The 21026-nt window shown below is 56.0% G+C and carries 19 protein-coding genes; 7 read left to right on the top strand and 12 right to left on the bottom strand.

Annotated elements, in window-relative coordinates; translation table 11 throughout:
• Positions 1-331 precede the first annotated feature (331 nt).
• Together LAO76_21105 and LAO76_21100 are read right to left on the bottom strand one after the other, a co-directional pair.
• Positions 332-691, bottom strand: coding sequence for an energy transducer TonB (locus LAO76_21105; GenBank protein ID MBZ5493424.1), 360 nt, complete (start codon positions 689-691; stop codon positions 332-334).
• 155 nt (positions 692-846) lie between these two features.
• Positions 847-2139 (bottom strand): MFS transporter, encoded by a 1293-nt coding sequence (locus LAO76_21100; GenBank protein ID MBZ5493423.1) that lies wholly within the window; start codon positions 2137-2139, stop codon positions 847-849.
• A gap of 315 nt (positions 2140-2454) precedes the next feature.
• Between LAO76_21100 and LAO76_21095 the strand changes: the two genes are divergently transcribed.
• Complete coding sequence (locus LAO76_21095) at positions 2455-2832, top strand: hypothetical protein (GenBank protein ID MBZ5493422.1); 378 nt, start codon at positions 2455-2457, stop codon at positions 2830-2832.
• 78 nt (positions 2833-2910) lie between these two features.
• On the opposite strand, the gene LAO76_21090 is transcribed toward LAO76_21095, so the two are convergent.
• Entirely contained in the window at positions 2911-3759 is an 849-nt protein-coding gene (locus LAO76_21090; protein ID MBZ5493421.1) for an OmpA family protein, read from the bottom strand.
• A gap of 1026 nt (positions 3760-4785) precedes the next feature.
• Here LAO76_21090 and LAO76_21085 point away from each other — a divergent pair.
• Positions 4786-5328 (top strand): DUF2911 domain-containing protein, encoded by a 543-nt coding sequence (locus LAO76_21085; GenBank protein MBZ5493420.1) that lies wholly within the window; start codon positions 4786-4788, stop codon positions 5326-5328.
• A 45-nt stretch (positions 5329-5373) separates the two neighbouring features.
• Here the strand turns inward: LAO76_21085 and LAO76_21080 are convergent, their stop codons facing one another.
• Positions 5374-5913, bottom strand: coding sequence for a prepilin-type N-terminal cleavage/methylation domain-containing protein (locus LAO76_21080; protein MBZ5493419.1), 540 nt, complete (start codon positions 5911-5913; stop codon positions 5374-5376).
• 286 nt (positions 5914-6199) lie between these two features.
• On the opposite strand from LAO76_21080, the gene LAO76_21075 reads away from it, so the two are divergent.
• Complete coding sequence (locus LAO76_21075; protein MBZ5493418.1) at positions 6200-6541, top strand: PadR family transcriptional regulator; 342 nt, start codon at positions 6200-6202, stop codon at positions 6539-6541.
• A 247-nt stretch (positions 6542-6788) separates the two neighbouring features.
• Here the strand turns inward: LAO76_21075 and LAO76_21070 are convergent, their stop codons facing one another.
• The 3 genes from LAO76_21070 to LAO76_21060 form a co-directional block, all read right to left on the bottom strand.
• Complete coding sequence (locus LAO76_21070; protein ID MBZ5493417.1) at positions 6789-9407, bottom strand: PAS domain-containing protein; 2619 nt, start codon at positions 9405-9407, stop codon at positions 6789-6791.
• A gap of 282 nt (positions 9408-9689) precedes the next feature.
• Entirely contained in the window at positions 9690-10394 is a 705-nt protein-coding gene (locus LAO76_21065) for a response regulator transcription factor (protein ID MBZ5493416.1), read from the bottom strand.
• Positions 10395-10430: 36 nt separating this feature from the next.
• Positions 10431-11336, bottom strand: coding sequence for a S1C family serine protease (locus LAO76_21060; GenBank protein MBZ5493415.1), 906 nt, complete (start codon positions 11334-11336; stop codon positions 10431-10433).
• A gap of 236 nt (positions 11337-11572) precedes the next feature.
• Here LAO76_21060 and ada point away from each other — a divergent pair, with 236 nt between their 5' ends.
• Positions 11573-12625: a bifunctional DNA-binding transcriptional regulator/O6-methylguanine-DNA methyltransferase Ada gene (ada, locus tag LAO76_21055; GenBank protein MBZ5493414.1), complete on the top strand. Its 1053-nt coding sequence runs from the start codon at positions 11573-11575 to the stop codon at positions 12623-12625.
• Positions 12626-12812: 187 nt separating this feature from the next.
• On the opposite strand, the gene LAO76_21050 is transcribed toward ada, so the two are convergent.
• The 4 genes from LAO76_21050 to LAO76_21035 form a co-directional block, all read right to left on the bottom strand.
• Entirely contained in the window at positions 12813-13709 is an 897-nt protein-coding gene (locus LAO76_21050) for an MBL fold metallo-hydrolase (protein MBZ5493413.1), read from the bottom strand.
• Between the two features lie 131 nt (positions 13710-13840).
• The gene (locus tag LAO76_21045; protein ID MBZ5493412.1) at positions 13841-14386 is read right to left on the bottom strand and encodes a hypothetical protein; all 546 of its coding nucleotides are present in this window, start codon (positions 14384-14386) and stop codon (positions 13841-13843) included.
• Between the two features lie 254 nt (positions 14387-14640).
• A complete protein-coding gene (locus tag LAO76_21040; protein MBZ5493411.1) occupies positions 14641-15090 on the bottom strand; it encodes a hypothetical protein in 450 nt (149 codons plus the stop codon).
• 178 nt (positions 15091-15268) lie between these two features.
• Positions 15269-15616, bottom strand: a complete 348-nt coding sequence (locus tag LAO76_21035; GenBank protein ID MBZ5493410.1) for a hypothetical protein — start codon at positions 15614-15616, stop codon at positions 15269-15271.
• A gap of 304 nt (positions 15617-15920) precedes the next feature.
• Between LAO76_21035 and LAO76_21030 the strand changes: the two genes are divergently transcribed.
• The 3 genes from LAO76_21030 (at position 15921) to LAO76_21020 (ending at position 19771) form a co-directional block, all read left to right on the top strand.
• Positions 15921-16559 carry a TRIC cation channel family protein gene (locus LAO76_21030; protein ID MBZ5493409.1) on the top strand — a complete coding sequence of 213 codons (639 nt, stop codon included), beginning with the start codon at positions 15921-15923 and terminating at the stop codon, positions 16557-16559.
• Positions 16560-16740: 181 nt separating this feature from the next.
• Positions 16741-17640: an MBL fold metallo-hydrolase gene (locus LAO76_21025; protein MBZ5493408.1), complete on the top strand. Its 900-nt coding sequence runs from the start codon at positions 16741-16743 to the stop codon at positions 17638-17640.
• Between the two features lie 76 nt (positions 17641-17716).
• A complete protein-coding gene (locus LAO76_21020) occupies positions 17717-19771 on the top strand; it encodes a M13 family metallopeptidase (protein ID MBZ5493407.1) in 2055 nt (684 codons plus the stop codon).
• Between the two features lie 149 nt (positions 19772-19920).
• Here LAO76_21020 and LAO76_21015 read toward each other — a convergent pair whose 3' ends face one another.
• Positions 19921-20898: a PEGA domain-containing protein gene (locus tag LAO76_21015; protein ID MBZ5493406.1), complete on the bottom strand. Its 978-nt coding sequence runs from the start codon at positions 20896-20898 to the stop codon at positions 19921-19923.
• Positions 20899-21026 lie beyond the last annotated feature (128 nt).

Raw genomic sequence — 21026 nt, 5'->3', positions numbered from 1 at the left:
ACCTTCCTCGCAACACTGCAAGATTCTGCGCCGCAACTCGTCTCCGAATGCTTTCGCCATCCTTTATGTTGCCGCAGGAGCTTCGCCGAACTTACAGTAGCATAGCTTCCATCAGTACGCTATTAACTAAAATGGTATAGCACATGTAAGGATCGCCGGAATTGCACGGGATGGCTGACATCGTACGAGATCGGGGCCCGGCGGGCCTCCCGTTTCTATCAGTGTCATCCGTGTTGGTCAGTAGTAAGGGTTTCCGCAAAGAAAAAAGCCTGGAGCAACTTTCATCCAGGCCAAAAAAAAACAGGAGAGAGATTTAAAATGCACAGAAAACTTACGGGGCAGAAAAATCGAATTTGATGATGATGCTTGATTCTTCCGCAGCGGGTTCGTACTTCCACTTGACCACGGCGGTCGTTACAGCCTGGACCAGCACCGGATTTCCGCCCAGGACTTTTACGTCTTTCACTCTGCCGTCGGGCGTAACCACCAGTTCAACGCGGGCGCTTCCGCTGATGTTATTTCTTTTGGCCAGCTCGGGATAAACAGGTTCTACCCGGCTTTTGACCTTGCGGGCCGTGGCCTGCGCCAATGACGTATTGTTAGAAACCAGAAAAAATAATGCCAGCAGTCCAACAGAAAACGAGCGTATCCATTGATGGCGTGCACGGCGCCGAAAGGGGATGAAATTCACCGTCTTCTCCTCAGTTGCCTGCTACGCGGCGTGCCATGCTTTCCCGGCGCACAGGCCACAACTTGATGAGAATCCTAACGGCGAAATGAAAGAACGCAAACGTCACGAAAGTAACCGGAAGCCGCAGAGCCACTGCGTTGCCGGATTGCTTTATCTCAAGATTGCTGGCTGGCCGTCGAGGATTGAGGCGTGGCATTTGCCTCAACCTCAGCGCCGGTTGTATGAGGAGTCTGGCCGCGCATCAGGAAGTGTCCGACGAGAGAAATTACGCCCAGCACGGCGGCGCAAGCGAGAAAAACCGCCCGGATGCCGAGCTTTTGCGCCAGATATCCGGAGAGAACTAGCCCAAACACCTGGGATACAGCAATCAATGACATGAAGGTGCTGCTCACTCGCCCAACCATGGAGGGCGGAGTTTCCTGCTGGGACATGGTCTGAGCGGGAATCCAGACAAACGCAATACCGAAGCCCATGGTAAATGTGCTGAGCGCCGCCATCGGAGTGTTGCGGAACGCTCCCAGCAGTCCTGCACCCAGGCCAAGCAGGAAGAGGCCTCCCAATACCACATAGGATTTGGGCCCGCTTCCCGCCAGACGCGTAATCAGTTGTGTGCCCACGATCATGCCTACGCCCACCATGGCGCTGATAGCGCCAAACATGAATGAGCCGGCATGGAGCGAGTCGCGAATATAGATTGAGATCAACGGGCTGAAAGAGCTCAGCACAAACATCGCGACGGCCATCGCAATAAAGACAAATGCCAGTCCCGCATGCGTGAAGATGAATTTGTTTCCGGCCAGAAAATCCTGGGCCAGAGACTTCACGGTCTTTTCGCTTTGCGCGCGCGCGGGCCGTATCACTGAAAGGGTTGAAATCATGGCGGCGGAGAAGATGAAGCTGGCCACGTCAAGATAGAAACAGGATTTTTCAGTAAGCCATGCCACCAGGGCGCCCGCCGCTGCCGGTGATAATAGCCGAACGATATAAAAAGCCTGCATCATCAGAGCGTTGGCGGAAAGCAGCCCTTCCGGAGGGACAATGGTGCGCAGGGTTACGGATTGGGCCGGAGTAAAAAAGCTGGAGACCGAACTCAAGACCAGAAAGATCGCGGAGACCTGCGGGACGCTGTGGACAAATACAAGCATCAGAATCAGCGCGGCGCGAATGAGATCGCTGGCAATCATGAGGCGCTTTACATTCAAGTGGTCCACAAAAACGCCGGCAATCGGGCTGATGACGGCCATGGGGAGTACGAATGCGATGGTGACCGTGGTGACCTGAACGGGCGTCCCGTGCCAGCGGAACGTGATGAGGCTGATCACGCCGAAGAGGGCAAGAAAATCGCCAAAGACACTGACAAACTGGGCCAGCCAGAGCGTGCGGAATGGCTTGTACTTCAGGATTGTTTTTACCGTAAAGGCAGCCGGAGTTGTCGCGGAAGAGCTCATGAGTTTTTGATTTGTCAGAGGCAAGATTATCGCAAGCCAGAGTCCTCTGCGCTGCCACATGGACAAAAAAATTCACGGTCGCGAGGATAACGAGAACCTTAGAACGCAGACCATCTCTCACCGGCACCAGGTCGCATCTAAATCTGGCTCAGCTTTTTACGAATTGCGAACATTATTGGAGTTTTTAATTGTAAAGGAGAATAAAACTCAGCTAAGCTATTGAAAATAAAGAAGTAACAGGATAGTACTGTTCGAATTCTAAAAATACATTTAAAGTAAGGTTAATAACGTTTGTTGCATGGAAGTTACCCCCGAATGGCACAACATGCTCTCCCTGCTGCGCTGCTATTGATTGTGGCAACCGAACCCGCCTTGCGCCTGCGACTCGAATGGCTCGAACGCGCCGGTTATCGTGTAAGGACCGCATGCAGCCTGAAGGAAGTTGACCAGGCTTGCCAGGGACAAATCTTTGACGTCGTCCTGATCGCCGATAGTGTGGAACCGCGCATGAAAAAGGCCATTGGCCATGCCGTGCGGCACCATCTCCCTGAAGCTCCCATTTTGCAGATGGGAAGAATCCGCCCGGATATGGATGGCAACAGTTTCGTTACCGGCGATTCACGTGAAGGCGTGCTGCAATCGGTATCAAACATTCTTCAGCGCCGCGACGAGATAAGACCGGCAGCAATCTAAGCCGAGCCGGTTTACTCCTGACAGAAATAAAAAGAGGAACCCTTTCGGGTCCCTCTTTGCATGATTTGAAGGATGTAGCTATTTCGGCGTGACGGTAGTTGCAGAAGCTGTTTTCATGCCGATAGCTTCACCGGAAAGAACGAGTTCAACGCGGCGGTTCTGCTGGCGTCCTTCCGCGGTGTCATTGGTAGCAACGGGCTGGGTCTTGCCCAGACCGCGAGACACAATGGAGTTGTCCGGAATACCTTGTTGAATCAGGTAGTCGCGCACAGCTTGCGCGCGATTTTCAGACAGCTTCTGGTTGTAATCATCGCTGCCCACGGCGTCCGTGTGGCCTTCCACCTCAAGATGCAGGCCGGGATGCGCGATTACGATGCCGCTGACCTTGGCCAGCCGCTCGCGCGCGCCGGACAGCAATTCATAACTTCCGGTCTTAAACAAAACGTCTGACATGTTGGCGATCAGGCCGCGCGCGGTATCACGGGTGGCCAGAATCGTATTCAGCTGCTGCAGCAGTTGCGCGCGCAAGTCGGCTTTTTCCTGCTCGGCTTGCTGGCGCAGACGGTCGGACTCTTCCGCAGCTTTGCGCGCTTTGTCCGCTTCCACGGCCAGCGCCTGCTTTTGTTGTTCGGCTGCTGCGCGGGCTGTGTCTGCCTGCTGACGAGCGGCGTCTGCTTGCTGGCGGGCAGCCTCTGCTTCCTGGCGGGCCTTTTCGGCCTCAGCTTTCATGCGCTCGGCGTCGGCTTTTGCAGCCAGTGCCTGTGCGCGGGCCTGTTCTGCCTGCTGGCGAGCGGCTTCAGCTTCCTGCCGGCGCTGGGCTTCTGCAATGGCATCCTGCCGGGCTTTGGCTTCGCGGTCTTCAGCGGCTTTCTTGTCGGCGGCGGCCTTGGCCTGTGCCTCTTCTTCCGAGCGCTGCTTTACGGCCATCACGCGAGCTTCCTCGGCAGTGCTCACGGTTTCACGCGCCAGCGTTTCAACCGTGCTCTTATCGCGCTTCTGGACGTACGCTTCTTCGGCCTTGCGGAGCTGCTGTGTAGCGCTGGACAGGATGGCGGGCGCGTACTTATCGGCAGCCGTGAGATTGGCAATTCTCACTGCGTTGCGCGCTTCAAAAAGCACGCGCGGCGTCTTGCGGTCGATGCCAAAAATAGCGTCGGAAATCTTGGTGTTGGTGGCCGAATAGGTGCCGCGGCCCAGCAGTTCATATTTGGCGTCAATGTTCTCCTGTCGGCCAACAGTGGTCGCGCTCATAACATTTTCCATCACCACCATGTTGCCCGGTTGGTTCACGGCGAAATAGGGTTCAGCCGTAACGATCATGCCAAATGTCTGCATGTCTGTGATGGCTTTTACGCGGCTGCTGTTATGGTCAAACACCAGTTCGCCCAGATTCACCGCGCGGCCTTCCGGAGAGATGGCCCACAGCACCAGCGAGAGGTATTCCAGGCCGAATTTCGTGGGATCTTCCAAGCCGTCAAACTTAGCGTCAATTTCTACGCTGCTTTTTTTGCCCGTGACCCGGGCTTCACCGGAGGCGTTCTGCATGAGTTCAGTGCCGTGAAAATCAACCTTGACGGCATCACCGCGCAGCCGATAGTTCACTGCCTTGGTGGTGCGGTGAACAGGGCTTGCAGGCGCCGCGGACTGCGCCACGGCAGCTATGCTGGATGCGGCCAGGCAGAGGAACAGGGAAAACGCCAGACGTTGTTTCATGGCATGCCTCGCTTCAATTTCTTCTCTGGATCAATTTGTTAGAACGATTTAGTTCGGTATAACTTTATGTGACACTGGGTATTATGAAAAGTCGCACGCGGTCAACGTGGCGATAGTACTTTGGTGACCACGCCGGCGAGAGGCGGCCTTTATGCCGGGACCCGGACGTTCGCCAACACTTGTTAAGCTCCACCTGCCGCGGCGATCATAACCTGCTTTAAAGGGAAAGGAAATCAAAAGATGCAGCGGAAACGTTTAGCAGTTGGAGTCTCATTGGTCCTGTTGATTGCCGTTATGGGAATGGCCCAGCAGCCGCCACAGGACAAAAGCAAGCGTCCCAGCCCTCCCGGCACAGCCGAGGTGACGCTGAAGAACAAGAAGATCACCATCGATTACAGCCGCCCCTCACTGAAGGACAGGAAAGTTGGGCAGGAGCTTGCTCCTTACGGCAAAGTGTGGCGAACGGGCGCGAATGAAGCCACCGCGTTGAATACGGAGATCGATCTCAACATTGGCGGCGTCAAGGTGCCTGCGGGAAAATACACGCTCTACATTTTGCCTTCAGAAGGAACATGGAAGCTCATTATCAACAAGCAGACCGGGCAGTGGGGAACGCAATATGACGAAAGCCAGGACCTGGCCCGCGTGGATATGAAGAAAACCGCGCTGCCTCAATCGGTAGAGCAGTTCACCATCTCCTTTGACAAGAAGAATGACAGTACGGCAAATCTCAACCTGGATTGGGAAAATACGCGTGTTTCCGTGGAAGTAAAAGCTCAGTAAGAGGTTGTTACAAGTGATGGGGCGCGGTGGAAGGGCGGCGGTAAGCTACTCGCAGCCGGAGCTGCCCGCTCCTACGGATCTACCGCCGGATGTGCCGGGGCTGCCAGGGAGAGTTATGTGGATATCTCCGCCTTGGTTCGACGAGATATTGCAGCGTCCTGAGAGGCCCGACTCCGGTGTGGCAGTCACGATATAACTGGTGGTAGGCGTTTGGCCATCTCCAACGACTTCAAACATGTAACCGGTTTTCAGGCCGCCTGTAAGCGCCTCATCCATGATCAGGCAGGCATTTGTTCTGGTGGGCTTTTCACACGTACTGCCACGAGTGCCAAGGTCCGCCAGGCTGCTGGCGTACCCAACCTCAGGGAAAGCGTCTTTGTACATGAGCTGAGCGGTGTTAATCGTCTTGACTGAAGAGACGGCAGCAGCTTCATTGGCGCGCATTTTGGCATGCACCAGATTCGGAATTGCGATTGCCGCAATGGTCAGGATGACCATTACGACCACCAGGAGCTCAACCAGTGAGAAGCCGGCGAGTCCCGGGTCCGCATTTCCGATAGCGTTTTGTGTTCTTACTCTGGGCATAGCACAAAAGTAACCGCTGAATGAGCACTTAGAATACCCCAAAAACTCCGGAAACTCCCGATTATTAAATTTTCTAATGTGTGTCCAGTTAGGCGGTAAGCCTTAAATGCTTTCGATTCAATAAGGCGAGAGGTTACTTAAGTTTGGCAGATACCGTACTTTCGGGTGAAAGACATCCACGGCCCCCGGCGCACGTCCTGAACGGTCGAGAATAGATTTCCCCTGTTGACAATCCACATGAGCAATCTGTAGCTTTGTGTTGATAGCCAACAGGAGGCGCACATTCATGGGTGAAGCCAAGACAGATGTCTTGCAAGGCACGCTTGATCTGATGGTGCTGAAGACCCTGGAAGCGCTCGGCCCCTTGCACGGTTACGGCATTGCACGGCGCATTGAGCAGGTCTCAGAGAACCTGCTGCAACTGAACCAGGGCACTTTGTATCCCGCGCTCTTGCGTCTGCAGCAACGCGGATGGATAAAGTCAGAGTGGGGCACGTCAGAGAACAACCGCAAAGCCAAGTTCTACAGCCTAAGCCCGGCGGGACGACGGCAGTTGGCAGTGGAAGCCAAAAACTGGGAACGGATTTCTGGCGTGATGGCGCGCCTGCTCAGCGGCCAGGAAAGCTGACGCTTATCCGAGGTTTTCCGTGATGAAAATAAAAAACAAGTCGGAGATCGATCTTAAGATTTTTAATTCCGTTTTAACTAACCTGCCGGAGATGGCCTGACAACATGCCCATGTAAGAGGTGGTTATGGGCAAGCTAATTGAGTTTTATATACCGGCAAGTTTTCAGCTGCGTCCGGCAAGCTCGCTTTCACCGTCGGAACGTGGAAAGGTCATTGAGTTCCACACGCTGCGAGATAAGAAAACGGCTTAGGCCGCGGAGCGATCGTTGCCGGAACCGGCGGTCTTGGTCATCACGTCCTGCGCCTGATCATTAGACGCCGCAGACTCATCTTCTGCCGGGGCCTCATGGGCGGCAAAGGGCAAAAAGACGCTGCAGCAGGTACCGTGTCTTGCTTCATCGGTACGGCTGCGCACGCGCAGGATGCCCTGGTGCTTCTGCACAATGCCCTGGCTCACCCACAGGCCCAGTCCGGTGCCTTTGGAGTCTTTCGTAGTAAAGAAGGGTTCAAAGATTTGCGGCATGTTTTCCGCTGGAATGCCGCAACCATCGTCCGCCACGATAACGCGAATCCCCTCGCGCTCTTGCCGGTCATGCGCGTGCCGCACACGAATATAAATATTGCCCTGCCCTGAGATGGCTTCAATCGCGTTCAATACCAGATTGGAAAATACTTGGCGCAATTCACTGGGAAACGCCGCCAGGGGAACAACGTCACTGAAATCCCTGTGCACCGTAATCCGGCCTTGTTCGATGCGAGCATCGTAGGCGGCCAGCACTTCTTCAAACAGCTGTGGCACGGAACTCATTACCGGGGAAGATATCTCGCGGTAGAAGCCAAGCGTCTGCTTGGTGATGTGCACCACGCGGGCCAGTTCTTCTTCAGCGGTCTTTACGTACACCAGCGCGGACTCAGGCATTTTGGAGTTGGTGCGCAGAATGTACAGCGCGTTCATCACAGAAGCCAGCGGATTGTTGATTTCATGCGCGATGCTTGCCGCAAGACGACCGGTGGCGGCAATTTTTTCCGACTGCCGCAGCGTCTGCTCCGCCGCCTTGCGCGATGTCACGTCCATGGCCACGCCCAGCATGCGCACGGGCAGATCATTCATTACGATGATGCGTCCGCGGGCTTCCAGCCAGTGTAAAGCTTTATCGGCCATGTAAACGCGGTATTGGACTTCATACTCACTGTTGCTGGCCAGCGCGTTGGTAATGGACTGGTGCACCTGCTGCCGGTCTTCAGGAACAATGCTTTCCATCCAGCTTTCATAGCGGCCGTCGAATTTCTCAACTTCGATTCCGTGCAAGCGACGGATCTCATCTGACCATGCCAGCTCGCCGGTTTGCAGGTCCCACTCCCAGATTCCGATACCGACGTACTGCTGCGCCAGCTGCATGCTTTCCTTGCCGCGCTCCAGCATTTCCTGCGCGCGTTTGGTTTCGGCAATCTGCTCCTGCGCTTCACGGTAGAGCCGCACGTTGTCAATGGCCACGGAGGCCATATGCGTGAGCTGGACAAGGATAGCTTCGTCGTCGGGAGAAAACTCGCCAGTCAGTTTTTGCGAAAGCTGGATCAGGCCAAGATTGCGACCGTCGCGCGTGAGCAGCGGAGCCGCCAGCCAGCCGTGGCGCGTGGCGTCTGTAGCGCGACGCACCGGTCCCCAGCTATTTGCTCTTGCGCCGGCATGCAGACGGACAGGCTTGTTGAGATTGCAGGCCAGCATGAACATCTCAGAGCTTTCTTTGGCGAACTCAAGAGCTGCCTGGCCTTCCGCAACGGAAACGCAGGTGATACTGCGGTTCCATTCGCCGCGGGGAAGCAGTGTGGTAAGAGCCTGTCGCGCGCCAATAATGTTTCGCGCCTGATCTGTGATGGTCTGGAGCAAAGAATCGAGCGCGAAAACGGAATTGATCTGGACGGAAGCTTCCGCCAGGGCGCGCAGCACGGCGGTGCGCTGCTGTTCCGCGGCCAGAGTCTGTAGCGACTCATGGTACAAGCGCGCGTTATCCAGGGCATTGGCGGCCTGACGGGCGTAAAGTTCCACCAGCCGCGACTGGCGGTCACTGGGAACGTATGACTTGCGGAAGAACGTAACCACCACGCCAAGCGCGTCGCCACGGGTGTTGACGATGGGCGTGCTGAAGACTGAGCGGAAGCCGACTTGCGCGGCCGCATCGACAAACGGAAAATATATTCCGGCCTTGTCAATATCTTCAATCAATACGCGGTGCTCAGGAGAAAAGAAAGATGCCGGCAGATCACCGAAAGACTTGATCTGCTCGGCAGTGAAGCCGGCGAATGTCGCAACTTGAAGAGTTCTGCTGGAACGCTCCGGCAGAAGCAGCAGCATGCCAAGATCTGTCTTTTGCAGCGCGGCGATGGACGTGAGAACGTCATTCAATAAGCGCTGCAATTCCAGGTTGCTGGAAAGGCGCACGCTGAGATCGTGAAAGCGCTTGAGGTCACTGCGCTGCGATTCCAACTCATCACGCAGCCGGGCAAGGTCATTGCTGAGCGTTCCAGCAACCATTTCCGCCGTCGACCACTTTTGTCGAGCCAGCCCTACCACCAGTGTTACGGCGATCAGCAGAGCTGCCCAGAGTTCATTGCTGGTTGTGGATATCTCCGGTTGATAGAGATAAGAGAAGCCGACCAGCGCGGCGGTGTTGAGCAGAGCTCCCGTGATGGCGGCGGGCAGGCCGCCTATGACAGCGGAAATGCCAGCGGCGGCAATGAAAAATACTCCCACTCCGGGATGGAAGAACGAAAGGCTATAGTGGGCAACGCTCCAGGCTGCCACAGGCAGCAGAAAGGTGACGACCCACGAGATCACGCGCAGGCGAGTGGTAGACGGGGGATACATTCTTTCTCGTTTACTCCTGCTCTAAACTGAGCGTTTGCAGACGAGTGGCAATTCCGAGCATATCACGCAAAAGACTGTGTAAAGCCATCATGGGGGCTAAGGCATTGGGACGAGGACGACAGTGGACTGATCCAGAGTAGAAGCAGGAATTTGGCGACTACGCAGGTGGTCTGGAGTGAGCGCTTGATGAGCATAGGTACAGCGCACCATGGACATAAAAATTATTCTTCAAGTTAAGAAAGTTCTAACAGATCGAAATCTTTGAAGGTTTGTCTTGGGTTCTCAGATTGGAATCAGACCTTTTCGGATTCCGAGGCTCACGGCTTCAGTCCGGCTGGCTGCATGCAGTTTGCCTAGAATCGAGCTGATGTGAAATTTGGCGGTGTGCTCAGAGATCGCCAGACGAGTGGCAATTTCTTTGTTACCCAGTCCCATGCTGACGAGGCGCAAGACTTCGGATTCGCGGGCGGTTAGGTCTTCAATCAGGTCTTCGACTATATCTTCGCGAGCCAGGTTTTCGTGGTACATGTCTTCGCCGTTTATGTCGCGCATTTCATCGATGGCATTGTTTTGCAGCAGACCGTGAACAGAGGTGGGATGGAGAAGAATGAAGCCAGCTTCGGCGGCCTGCAGCGCCATTTGCATGTCTTCAGTATTGGCGTCACGCGAGATGATGGCATGCATAGACCCTTTTAGCGCGGTCCGCACCCATTCTGGATCGGGATCGTCGATCAGGGCGATTGTACCGGAGGAGGCGGGAGCCGCTTCAAGAAAATCCAGCATAGCGGCGGCCGAAGATGGAGTGTCCAGATCGGCCACCAGAATGTCAGCCTTGGAAGCGGCAAATCTTGCCGGTGAGATTTGGGAGTCGCAAATGACGGTTACTCCACGCACCGCGCGCGATATCACGGCGGCCAAATGTGTACGGCGCGCGGACGTGGCTGCGATCACGAGCACACGCAGCGAAATGTCGTCTCTTTTGTTCATTCCCCGAACCGTTTGCTCGTTGTGTCTGTGTGATCGTTATGCTGCGCGGGCTTCCAGGCGCAGACTGACGTTGGTGATTGCGCCGCCACGAATCAGGCTGGCTTCAACGGACGCGCCGGGTTTGTGCGAGCGCAAAATGCCTTGCACCGAATCAATGTCAGCCGCTGGCTCGCCTGCCAACGTGATCAGCACGTCTCCCAGAAAAATTCCGGCTTTATCCGCAGGGCTGCCCGGCTCAACGTGGACCACCAGCAATCCCTCACTGGCGGTTAGATTCAGACGAGTTCGTAAAGATTCCGGCAACGGCGCGGCCTGCATGGCAAGGCCGAGATAAGGACGCTGGATGCCGCCTTTTTCCAGAAGTTCAGCTGAAACGCGCTGTACTGTCGCGGAAGGCACGGTGATGCCCGAGCGATGCAAGCCCGCCGTATTCATGCCCAGAAGCTCTCCCTGGCTATTGACCAGCGGGCCGCCGGAGAAGCCGGAATACATGGTGAGATCGGGACGGATGAATTGGTCAATTTCACCACCGCGCCATGTCCGCATGGGCCCGTTGATCAAGCCAGAGATGATTCCCGAACTGGCGACTATGTGGCCGCGCCGTGTGCGCGCCAGCGCAAGCACCAGTTCACCGACGCGCAGATTTGTGGTCGATGCCCACCGGATGGCAGGAGCATCGAGCGGCTGTTGCAGGCGCAGAACAACGAGGTCAGTGCTGGGATCGCGCCCGCTGACGCGCGCGGAAGCTTTTTGTCCGGGCACGGTAATCACGGTGATTTCGTCGTCACGACGGACGGCGTGGCTGGCGGCTACCACAGCGTCTTTGGCAATGATAATGCCGCTGGAAGGATGTCGCGTGCCGTGCACTGCCACAACGGATTTGCCCACTGCTGCAGAGACGTCCGCCAGATCGTTTGAAAGCTTGCTCCAGATATTTTCCATTTTCGATTCACTGCTCCTGGTTGCGATGGAGAGCAGTATGGAACAATCGATATGGCGGGCGCATCAGCCATTTGGGCAGGGAGATTCTGAGCAGCCGGGGGCGGCTGCGGTCCACGATTCATGAAGGTTGATGCGAGAAATCGCCATGGTCCACATCAATTAAAATTGATTTGGCAGCAAGCAGCGGATAGTCTGCGTTCTTCGCAAGCCGTAGAGTTGGGTTGCGGAGAAAAAATATGCAAATGACATCAGGCAGTCCAAACCAAAAATGGAACCTTGTGCTGGCGCATGACGCCAAGGCAGACGGCCGCTTTGTTTACGCAGTGAAGTCAACCGGAGTATTTTGCCGTCCTTCATGCCCCAGCCGGCGGCCAAAGCGCGAGAACGTTGAATTTTTTGATTCACCTACGCAGGCGCAGCAGGCGGGATATCGTCCGTGCCGCCGCTGCACGCCGCTCGAACGCAATCGGCAGACGCAGAAAGTGGAAGCGGCCTGCCGGTACATTGACCAGAACCTGGACATCACGCTGAGCCTGACGGCCATCTCGCGCCACGTGGCCATCAGCCCATTTCACTTTCAACGACTGTTCAAGCGGATTCTGGGAATCAGCCCGAGGGAGTATCAACAGGCGCGGCGGGCAGGGAAGTTTCGGCAGGCGCTGCTTGGAGACGGCAGCGTGACAGAAGCGATCTATGAAGCTGGATACAGTTCCAGCAGCCGCGCGTATGAAAGCATTCCCGCACAACTGGGGATGACGCCATCGGCGTTTCGCAGGGGCGGGGAAGGCATTGAGATTCGTTGCACCGTGATTTCGACTGAACTGGGCAAGCTGCTGGTTGCGACGACTGAGCGCGGCGTCTGCGCTGTGCGCTTTGGCGAAAGCGATGCCGCATTGCTTCGCGAACTGAAGCATGATTTTGGGGCGGCGGAGATCCGTCGCGATGACGCGGGGCTGGAGGCGGTGGCAAAACAAATAAAGCAGCTCCTGAAGGGATCGACCGCGCCCTTGAACATCCCGCTCGATCTGCGCGGCACGGCGTTCCAGCAGATGGTGTGGAAAGAGCTGCAACGCATACCGTCCGGACAGACATGGAGTTATACGGAGCTGGCGAAGACGATTGGTCGACCGAAAGCTGTACGCGCCGTGGCGAACGCGTGCGGATCGAATCCTGTTGCGGTGGTGGTGCCGTGCCATCGCGTAGTGCAGAAGAATGGGAGCCTGGCGGGATATCGTTGGGGAGTAAAAAGGAAGGCGGCGTTGTTGGAAAAAGAAGCTGCTGGCCACTAGCTACTAGCTGCTAGGGAAGCTCTTACCGCGAAGGGCGCAAAGGAGAAGAAGTTTGAATTACAGTCTTTGCGATTCTTTTGCGTTCGTTGCGATCAAATTTTTGTTATATCGAACGAAGGCACCAGTTCACTTTGCGTACTTCGCGTCCTTTGCGGTGAAATTTTGGCTAGTTGCTAATTGCTATCTGCTATTTGCTCAACAGAAATGAGAACCCATCAAACTTATACTCTGACCAGTGCTCGGCTTTGATGGGCTTCATCTTTCCGCTGCGCGCTTCTTTAATTGCGGCCAGAACGCGAGGCAGGTCGGCGGGATCGGCGACAGGGACGTTGTGCGCGGGAAGTAGCAGCGTGGCTCCCAGCGCAGACATCTTTTTTATAGAAGCTTCGTAGGCGTCGAGATCGGTTTCCGGACGGAATAGGAAGATTGCTCCGGGATAATACATGTCGCCGGTGAAGAGTAATTTGTTTTGCGCGTCCCACAGCGAGATGGAGTCGGGCGTGTGGCCGGGAGTTGAAATTACCTGCAAGACGCGTCCGCCCAGATCGATCTTTGAGCCGTCGTGGATCCAGTCTGTGATGTGAAACGGTTTCACGCGGTAAGTTTTTGGATTGAAGCCGGCGGGAAGCTCGCCACAGATCGCACCGGGAACAATCTCTTCCTGCGCCGCTGCGATAGTTCCCTTGGCATGTTCACGGGTGAAAGCTGTGTCCATGCCGTAAATCCTGCTGAAACGCCAGTTGTCGCTTACGTGATCATTGTGCGTGTGGGAGTTCATGACGCTGACGGGGAGAGTGGTGAGGCCTTTGACAACTTTTTTGATATCGCTGATGCCCATGCCGGTGTCAAAGAGCAGCGCCTGTTTTTTGCCGACGATCAGGTAGGAGATGATCTCTTCCTGCTGGTGCGGCTCGTAAATGGCGAACAGGCCGGGGCGGATGCGATAGACTTCAAACCATTTGTCTGGAACACTGACGCGTTCCAGCTTGCTATAAGCGGGACGAGGCAGGTCGCGGCACCACTCTGGTTTTGAGTCGGGCTGCGAAGCGAGAAGAGCAAGGAGAATGCCGAGGGCGAGATGCATTGGCCATCCTGACAAACAATATTTTCCCGCCAAGGATAATCGTTTTGACGGGGATCGGGTAAGCGATATCAGGAAATAAAAAAGCGTCCCTTCCCGGGGGACGCCTTTTTTCGGAGGAGGAAGCTCGCTGCTTACTGCTTGGGTTGCGGCGGCGCTTGCTGGTGTTGCTGCTGCTGGAAATGCTGGTCCTGCTGCTGCACCAGGGTGTCGAACTTCTTCTTCTGGTCGTCATTCAGCGCGGTACGGACCTTGTCGATGGTGCCTTGGCGGATGGTGTGGATTTTCTGGATCTTGTCATCGCGGGACATTGAGTTGTCCTGCACCACGTTCATGGCCTGGGTGTGCTGGTCTTCAAGAGCGGTCTTTACCTTGGCCTGCTGGTCAGCGGAAAGGTTCAACTGCTGCGACAGGGATTGCACCTGATCGTCAATGCTGGGACGGCCGGCGGACGACGGGCTCTGCGACTGGGTTGCCGCTCCGGGCTGCTGGCCAGGTTGCGCGCTCTGGTCTTGTCCGGGCTGCGTCTGTGAGGGCTGAGTTGAAGGTTGAGAGGGCTGCATGCCAGGTTGTTGCGGTTGCATGGGTTGCGTAGCTTGGCCGCCTGCTGGGTATTGTGCGAATGCCCCCGATGCGAACAAGAATGTGCAGGAAATGACTGCGGTCCTGATAGTTTTCACGGTTAATGGTCTCCTTAGCGCGTGGTGCGGCCAGTTCTTTTGAGATGCCTGTTTTGGCCGAGAGGAGGGCAGACCAGCTCTGGATAGCGAGAAAGATTTTTGGCAGAGAAGCTGCTTCAGCAGCTCGGGAATTCGGGCAGCAACTCTGGCTCCTCATTTTTCGATCGGCCAATAATAAAGAGAGAAATAAAAAAGGCGTCCGCGGGGCGAACGCCCTTCAGCAAAATTTTTCAGGGCCTTATTTTTGTAAGACCTTATTTATGGTCGTGATTGTGATCGGGCCCCTTGCCGTGCATTCCATTCATCTTGCTTTCCATGTCTTTTACCATGGCATCGAATTTGGGTTTCTGTTCGTCGGTCAGGATATCGCGCACCTTGGCGTGGACCGAGTCATGCATGCTCTTCATCTTGGCGTGCTTGTCATCCATGGACATCGATTTGTCGTTCATCGTGGCCTGCATCTGTTGGTGATTTTCTTCCAGGATGGCTTTGACCTTGGTCTGCTGGTCTGAAGTGAGGTTGAGCTTGGTGGAAAGTTCCTTGACGTGATCGTCAACATTGCCCATGCCGGGCCCCATGCCCATGTGCCCGTGGCCGCCCTGCTTCTGGTCTCCGCTTGGCTGCGCCGGAGGATTTTGTTGCGCGAGCGCCGCCATAGCGAACAGGCAAGCTGCAAGTAAAGCTGTCAGTCGGATCAGTTTCATAAGTGATTCTCCCATTTACTGCTTGAGGACGATTCGATACGCCCGCCGCGGAAATGAGCAGAGCTCATCGGCCGCGCAAAGCCATACCTAATAAGAACACAAATGCGGGCGGATGGGTAATCCGGCGGCGAGAGGACCTGCCGCCGTTGGAGCTAATCGATTCAGAACGAGCGCTGCTTTAGTCGCCAAAACCCTGCTTCTGCATGTATTGCAGCGTGGAGTTCAGACGTTCATAGTCCTGATCACTGAGCGCAATAAAGCGGAAGGGATAAGTGCACGATCCGACCTGCGCCGGCAGAAATTCCACCAGCCCGCTGACCGGCCCGGAGAGCGTATTTACCTTGGCCTCAGCGATGGTGGCGCTGCCGATGCTGCTGGTAAATTCGGCCAGGCCGCCGGTAAGAGAAATTTTCTGCAGCACCGCGGAAACCTGATGGCCGCCGAGGTTGAAGCGAATGGATTCGTTGTTGGGAACTCGTACTCGCGGAGACCGCGTCTTGGTTGCTGTTTGGGGAAAGTGTGGCATGAAGAGATGATCGTCTCTTTACGCCGCACGCGAAAGATTACTGAAGCCTACGCCCTAATTTATGTCGCTGTGCTCCAAACCGCTTGAGTTGGTCGTTGAACTAAAGATTGCTTTGCTCCTGATGCAGGCGGCTCGGCGCGTGGTCGGCCTCGCCGCTTGGTTGCTCAAATAACATGTCACTTCGTTCCAACACCAAGTAGAAGACGCAATGCAACATTCATTAACCTTTGGCCGGAGTTACGTGGGCACATGACAGTCGCCTGCGAGAGGCTACAATGGACGGCGAACTAATTGACTCAAACCAGTGAATCTGCCTATCGACAAACTTTTTTTCCTGATCGATTTTCTGGGCGTGTTTGTGGGCGCGTTTGGCGGAGCACTGGCCGCAGTGCGCGACACACGCTATAAGTACGATCTGGTTGGGGTTACCGGCTTGGCGCTGGTGTCAGCGCTGGGCGGCGGCATAACGCGAGACCTAATCCTGCAAAAAGGCCCGCCGCTGGCGTTTGCCGATGTCCGCTACCTGATCACCGCGCTGGCGGGCGCTGTGATTGGAATGCTGTTTGCGCAAAAGATCGGCAAGAACACGGAGCGGGCTGTCATCTTTATTGACGCTGCAGCGCTCGGGTTGTTTGCGGTGGCCGGGTGCACGCGGGCGCTCAATAACGGAATGACCATCCTTGCGGCATTCCTGCTGGGCGTGACAACGGCCGTGGGCGGAGGATGCATCCGCGACGTGCTGAGCGGGCGCACACCGAAAATTTTTGAACGCGGCGAACTCTACGCGATTGCCGCTGCTTTTGGCGCAGCGATGTTCTTATTGTGTGACGCGCTCAAGCTGCCGCGTGAAGTTTCGACAGTCGTGGGTTCGCTGTGCGGATTTGGGCTGCGATTGCTGGCGTTGCGGTATCACTGGGAGACGCGGTCAATCAGGACGGAGTAGAAGCTTAACCACAAAGGACACGAAGGAACACAAAGGATTAACCGCAAAGGGCGCGAAGGGAACAAAGTTTGCTTAGTGCCGGTCAATTACATAGACTTCAGTGGCGCTTTCCCGAGGTTTCCATCTGGCAACGACTACAGCCGAACAGCACAAGTATCCTTCGCTGAGATTTCTTTTCCTCATGGCTGTAATGATCGCCATGGCCGCGTGCGCATCTGCGCAGGGAATCAAGGTGACACTTCTGGGGACCGGTTCTCCTCTTCCCCGAATGGACCGCTTCGGGCCGAGCATTCTGGTGGAAGCCGGGCAAGAAACGTTGCTCTTTGACTGTGGCCGAGGCGCGGCCCAGCGGCTGAATCAGCTTAAAGTTCCGTTTGCCGACGTAACAGCTTTATTTCTCACTCATCTGCATTCTGACCACACGGTTGGAATTCCGGACGTGTGGCTGACCGGCTGGATACGAGGGCGGAAACTCCCGCTGCGAGTCTGGGGGCCACCGGGCACGAAAAATATGATGACGCACCTGGCCCAGGCCTATGAGTTCGACATACATATCCGGCGCGACGTGGATGAAAAGTTTCCCGGCGCAGCCGTGGAGGTTGTGGCCAAGGACATCGGCGAAGGCGTTGTCTACGAAAGCAACGGTGTGAAGGTAACCGCCTTTACAGTCGATCATGGAGTGGTTAAGCCGGCGCTGGGATATCGTGTGGATTTTGGCGGCCACGCGGTCGTGCTTTCAGGAGATACGCGTTATTCTGAAAACCTGATCCGCTTCTCCCATGGCGCGGATGTCCTGGTCCACGAAGTGATCGATCCGGAAGCGTTTCGCGAGCAGGCCCCATTTCTCAACGCGGAACAAAGGGAGAATGTGATCGCGCATCACACCACCCCAGAGCAGGCCGGGAAGATTTTTACCAAGGTGAAGCCAAAACTTGCGGTGTATTCACACATCGTACCGGGGACCACGCCCAACGTGGTCCGGCTAACACGAACCACCTATTCAGGCCCGCTGGAAATGGGAGAAGACCTGATGGCGATTGAAATTGGGGACAAAGTAGAAGTCCACCGGGCTCAGCCTTGAGTGCTACCATATTTCCGCCCGGTAACGTTTTGCCCTGAATCAGGTCAAAACATAAGTTCCCGGACCAAATACAACTATGAGAAAACTGCTGATCGCTTGCGTACCGTTGGTCGTCCTTACTCTTGTTTCATTTTCCGCTGCGCAATCTGCGCCGCCTGCGCCGACGCTGCCGTATTCGCCCAGCCTGGACGTGAGTTCCATGGACAAGTCGGTCGATCCCTGCGTGGACTTCTACCAATACTCGTGCGGCGGCTGGCAGCAGAAAAACCCGATTCCGCCGGACCAGACTTCATGGGGCGTTTACGGCAAGCTGTACCAGGACAACCTGAATTTTCTGCGCGGCATTCTGGAGCAGGCCGCCGCGACCAAGGCCCAGCGCGATACGGTGACGCAGGAGATCGGCGATTTTTACGCTGCGTGCATGGATGAGCCGGCGGTGGAGAAGCTGGGACTGGGCGCGCTGAAGCCGCAACTGGCGGCGATCGTACAGTTGAAATCGGTAAATGAGCTGGCGCCGGTGGTGGCGCGGATGCAGCTTGACTTGGGCGGCGCGATTTTCTTCGGCAGCAGCGCGCGTCAGGACCCGGACAACTCAGAACAGCAGATTGCCGGAGTGGACCAGGGCGGAATTGGACTGCCGGACCGCGACTATTACACCAAGGATGATCCCAAGTCCAAAGAGACGCGTGAGCGCTACGTGCAACACGTGCAGAAGATATTTGAGTTGCTGGGAGACAAGCCGACGATCGCGAAGGAAAATGCCGACGTGGTGATGCGGATTGAGACGGCGCTGGCCACTGCGTCACTCACGCGGGTGGAGCGGCGCGATCCGTACAAGCGCAAGAACAAGATCAAACTGGCCGATCTGGAGCAGATGGTGCCGAGCTTTGACTGGGCGGCTTACTATCGGACGCTAAAAGCGCCGCAGTTTGAAATTATCAATGCGGCCCCGCCTACGTTTTTCAAAGAGCTGGAAGCGCAACTGAAGGGCGAGCCGATTGGCAACCTGCGCAACTATCTGCGCTTTCATCTGGCCAATGGCTATGCAGCGTATTTGTCTTCCCAGTTTGTGCAGGAGAATTTTGACTTCTACCTGAAATACCTGCGCGGCGCGAAAGAGCTGCAGCCGCGCTGGAAGCGCTGCGTGCAATACACTGACCGCGACCTGGGCGAAGCGCTGGGGCAGGCTTACGTGCGCAAGGTGTTCTCGCCGGAGCTGAAGGCGAGCACGCTGGACATGGTGCGCCGGATAGAAGACGCGATGGCGCAACGGATCGCGCAGTTGGACTGGATGAGTCCGGAAACCAAGGAGCAGGCCATGGCGAAGCTGCATGGCATACGCAACAAGATTGGCTATCCGGAAAAGTGGCGCGACTATAGCTCAGTGAAAATCCTGCGTAATGATTTTCTGGGCGACGTGCAGCGCACGACGGAGTTTGAGCGGCACCGCAACTTCAGCAAGATTGGGCAGCCAGTGGACCACGGCGAATGGGGCATGACGCCGCCAACCGTAAATGCTTACTACAACGGCCAGATGAACGACATCAATTTTCCCGCAGGCGTGTTGCAGCCACCACTCTATGACGCGAAGATGGATGACGCGCCGAACTATGGCAATACTGGCGGAACGATTGGCCACGAGTTGACGCACGGTTTTGACGACCAGGGCGCGAAGTTTGATGCCAAAGGAAACCTGCGCGACTGGTGGACGAAGGAAGATAAACAGAAATTCGAGGAACGCACCAAGTGCGTGGCCGACCAGTACGCGCAATACGTGGTGGTGGATGACCTGCACATTAATAGCCGGTTGACGCTGGGCGAGGACGTGGCTGACCTGGGTGGAGAAATCCTGGGCTATATCGCGTGGAAAGACGCCACCAAAGATAAAGACCTGAAGCCGGTGGACGGGCTGACGCCGGAGCAGCGCTTCTTTATCGGCTTTGCGCAGTGGGATTGCTCGAATACGCGTCCGGAGGAGATGCGGCTGCGCGCGCTGACCGATCCGCATTCACCTTCAAAATACCGCATCAATGGCGTGGTGGTAAACATGCCGGACTTTGCCAATGCGTTTTCCTGCAAAGCGGGCCAGCCGATGGTGAATCCGCCGGAGAAGGTGTGCAAGGTTTGGTAACCAGCGTAGATGTACAGTCAAAAACCTGTACCACGACCGATATCAGCGTCTCGGCTGCCATGACGCGGGTGGGAATTCCGGGAATTCGCCTCCTAAATAAAACGGGAGCGCCGCAGCGCTCCCTCTATTCAGGCTATCGATTGGTTTGACTAGTTGACTTTCTCCAGTGTGGCGGTCAGGTTGACTTCGGAACCTGACATAACGGTCATCTCCCGCCCCCAATCCTTGTAACCGACCATGGTTACCTTGATCATGTGTTTGCCCGGCTTTAATCTCAGCTTGGCGGGAGCATTGCCGACGAATGCGTCATCCACGGAGACCTCGGCCCCAACCGGCGTTGAGACCAAGGCAATCATGGCGTCGGCTTCGGCAGGAGTGATGCTGCTTGAGGCCGCAGCCGCGGCCGCGGTTGCGCTCTGAGGTGAGCCTTCCTGGAATTTCGCCTTTTCCAGTGGAATATTGGAGGCTACATAGGCGGTGATTTCGGTTCCTTTGGGAATGTTGATGTCTTTGCCGTGCATGAAGAGGAACAACGGCGCCGCTGGAAAAAAAACAATACCGGTAGCCACCATGGCGCCGGTCATCGCGCCTACGTGTCCTCCGCCTTTGTTCTCCTTCACTGCGCGCATTGGGACTTTCTCTCCGTCCTTCAGGCGAACGCTGTCGATGTTCACGTCCAGCTTGCCGCCGCGGCCCATGCGCCTTTTGGGCTGCGCCTCGGTAATAGTGGCCCAGGCAATACCGCCGCGCGGGATCACCACGAGTCCGTTCACGCTCACATCTTCCATGACCTCAAAGTCGACCGTGTCGCCCTTTTTGTCGGTACCCGACGAGAGGTTCCGCGTCAGCCGCAGTTTCACCGGCGTTCCATCTTCCAGCCCAAAGCCCGTCAGCGCCGGCGCGGCGGGGGTCCCGGGCTGCGTAGAGCTTTGCGGCTGCGCACCCTGCTGCGGCGCGGCGTCTGCTTTGGGAGCGTCCGGCTTTGATTCCTGGCCGGCTGCCGGGGGCGCGGCCTGCGGCTGTGTTGAAATTTGCTGGTCAGGCGAGCCTGGCGAAGGCGGTTGGTTCTGAGCGATAGCAAACTGTAAGCACAAAAGCACACACAAAACGGCGCGGATGTATCTCATGTGGATATCCCTTGTTCCTAAAAAGGATCAACTCTGGATGGCTGCACTCTAACAAAGCTAGACGAAGCTAGCAAGAGAACTTTCGTGAAGGTAGGTTAAGTTGCTGAAGTTTGCGGAGAATGGAATAA

It is taken from the genome of Terriglobia bacterium, assembly GCA_020072645.1.
Lineage (GTDB): Bacteria > Acidobacteriota > Terriglobia > Terriglobales > Acidobacteriaceae > Angelobacter.
Note: the sequence above shows the minus strand (reverse complement) of the source record. Positions and strands in the feature narration are given on the sequence as shown.

Coding starts and splice junctions, on each gene's coding strand:
- LAO76_21080 (MBZ5493419.1), bottom strand. CDS start 5,913: ATGCCCAGAGTAAGAACACAAAACGCTATCGGAAATGCGGACCCGGGA.
- LAO76_21090 (MBZ5493421.1), bottom strand. CDS start 3,759: ATGGCCGTAAAGCAGCGCTCGGAAGAAGAGGCACAGGCCAAGGCCGCC.
- ada (MBZ5493414.1), top strand. CDS start 11,573: ATGCAAATGACATCAGGCAGTCCAAACCAAAAATGGAACCTTGTGCTG.
- LAO76_21095 (MBZ5493422.1), top strand. CDS start 2,455: ATGGCACAACATGCTCTCCCTGCTGCGCTGCTATTGATTGTGGCAACC.
- LAO76_21035 (MBZ5493410.1), bottom strand. CDS start 15,616: ATGCCACACTTTCCCCAAACAGCAACCAAGACGCGGTCTCCGCGAGTA.
- LAO76_21025 (MBZ5493408.1), top strand. CDS start 16,741: ATGGCTGTAATGATCGCCATGGCCGCGTGCGCATCTGCGCAGGGAATC.
- LAO76_21050 (MBZ5493413.1), bottom strand. CDS start 13,709: ATGCATCTCGCCCTCGGCATTCTCCTTGCTCTTCTCGCTTCGCAGCCC.
- LAO76_21060 (MBZ5493415.1), bottom strand. CDS start 11,336: ATGGAAAATATCTGGAGCAAGCTTTCAAACGATCTGGCGGACGTCTCT.
- LAO76_21020 (MBZ5493407.1), top strand. CDS start 17,717: ATGAGAAAACTGCTGATCGCTTGCGTACCGTTGGTCGTCCTTACTCTT.
- LAO76_21070 (MBZ5493417.1), bottom strand. CDS start 9,407: ATGTATCCCCCGTCTACCACTCGCCTGCGCGTGATCTCGTGGGTCGTC.
- LAO76_21075 (MBZ5493418.1), top strand. CDS start 6,200: ATGGGTGAAGCCAAGACAGATGTCTTGCAAGGCACGCTTGATCTGATG.
- LAO76_21015 (MBZ5493406.1), bottom strand. CDS start 20,898: ATGAGATACATCCGCGCCGTTTTGTGTGTGCTTTTGTGCTTACAGTTT.
- LAO76_21085 (MBZ5493420.1), top strand. CDS start 4,786: ATGCAGCGGAAACGTTTAGCAGTTGGAGTCTCATTGGTCCTGTTGATT.
- LAO76_21100 (MBZ5493423.1), bottom strand. CDS start 2,139: ATGAGCTCTTCCGCGACAACTCCGGCTGCCTTTACGGTAAAAACAATC.
- LAO76_21040 (MBZ5493411.1), bottom strand. CDS start 15,090: ATGAAACTGATCCGACTGACAGCTTTACTTGCAGCTTGCCTGTTCGCT.
- LAO76_21065 (MBZ5493416.1), bottom strand. CDS start 10,394: ATGAACAAAAGAGACGACATTTCGCTGCGTGTGCTCGTGATCGCAGCC.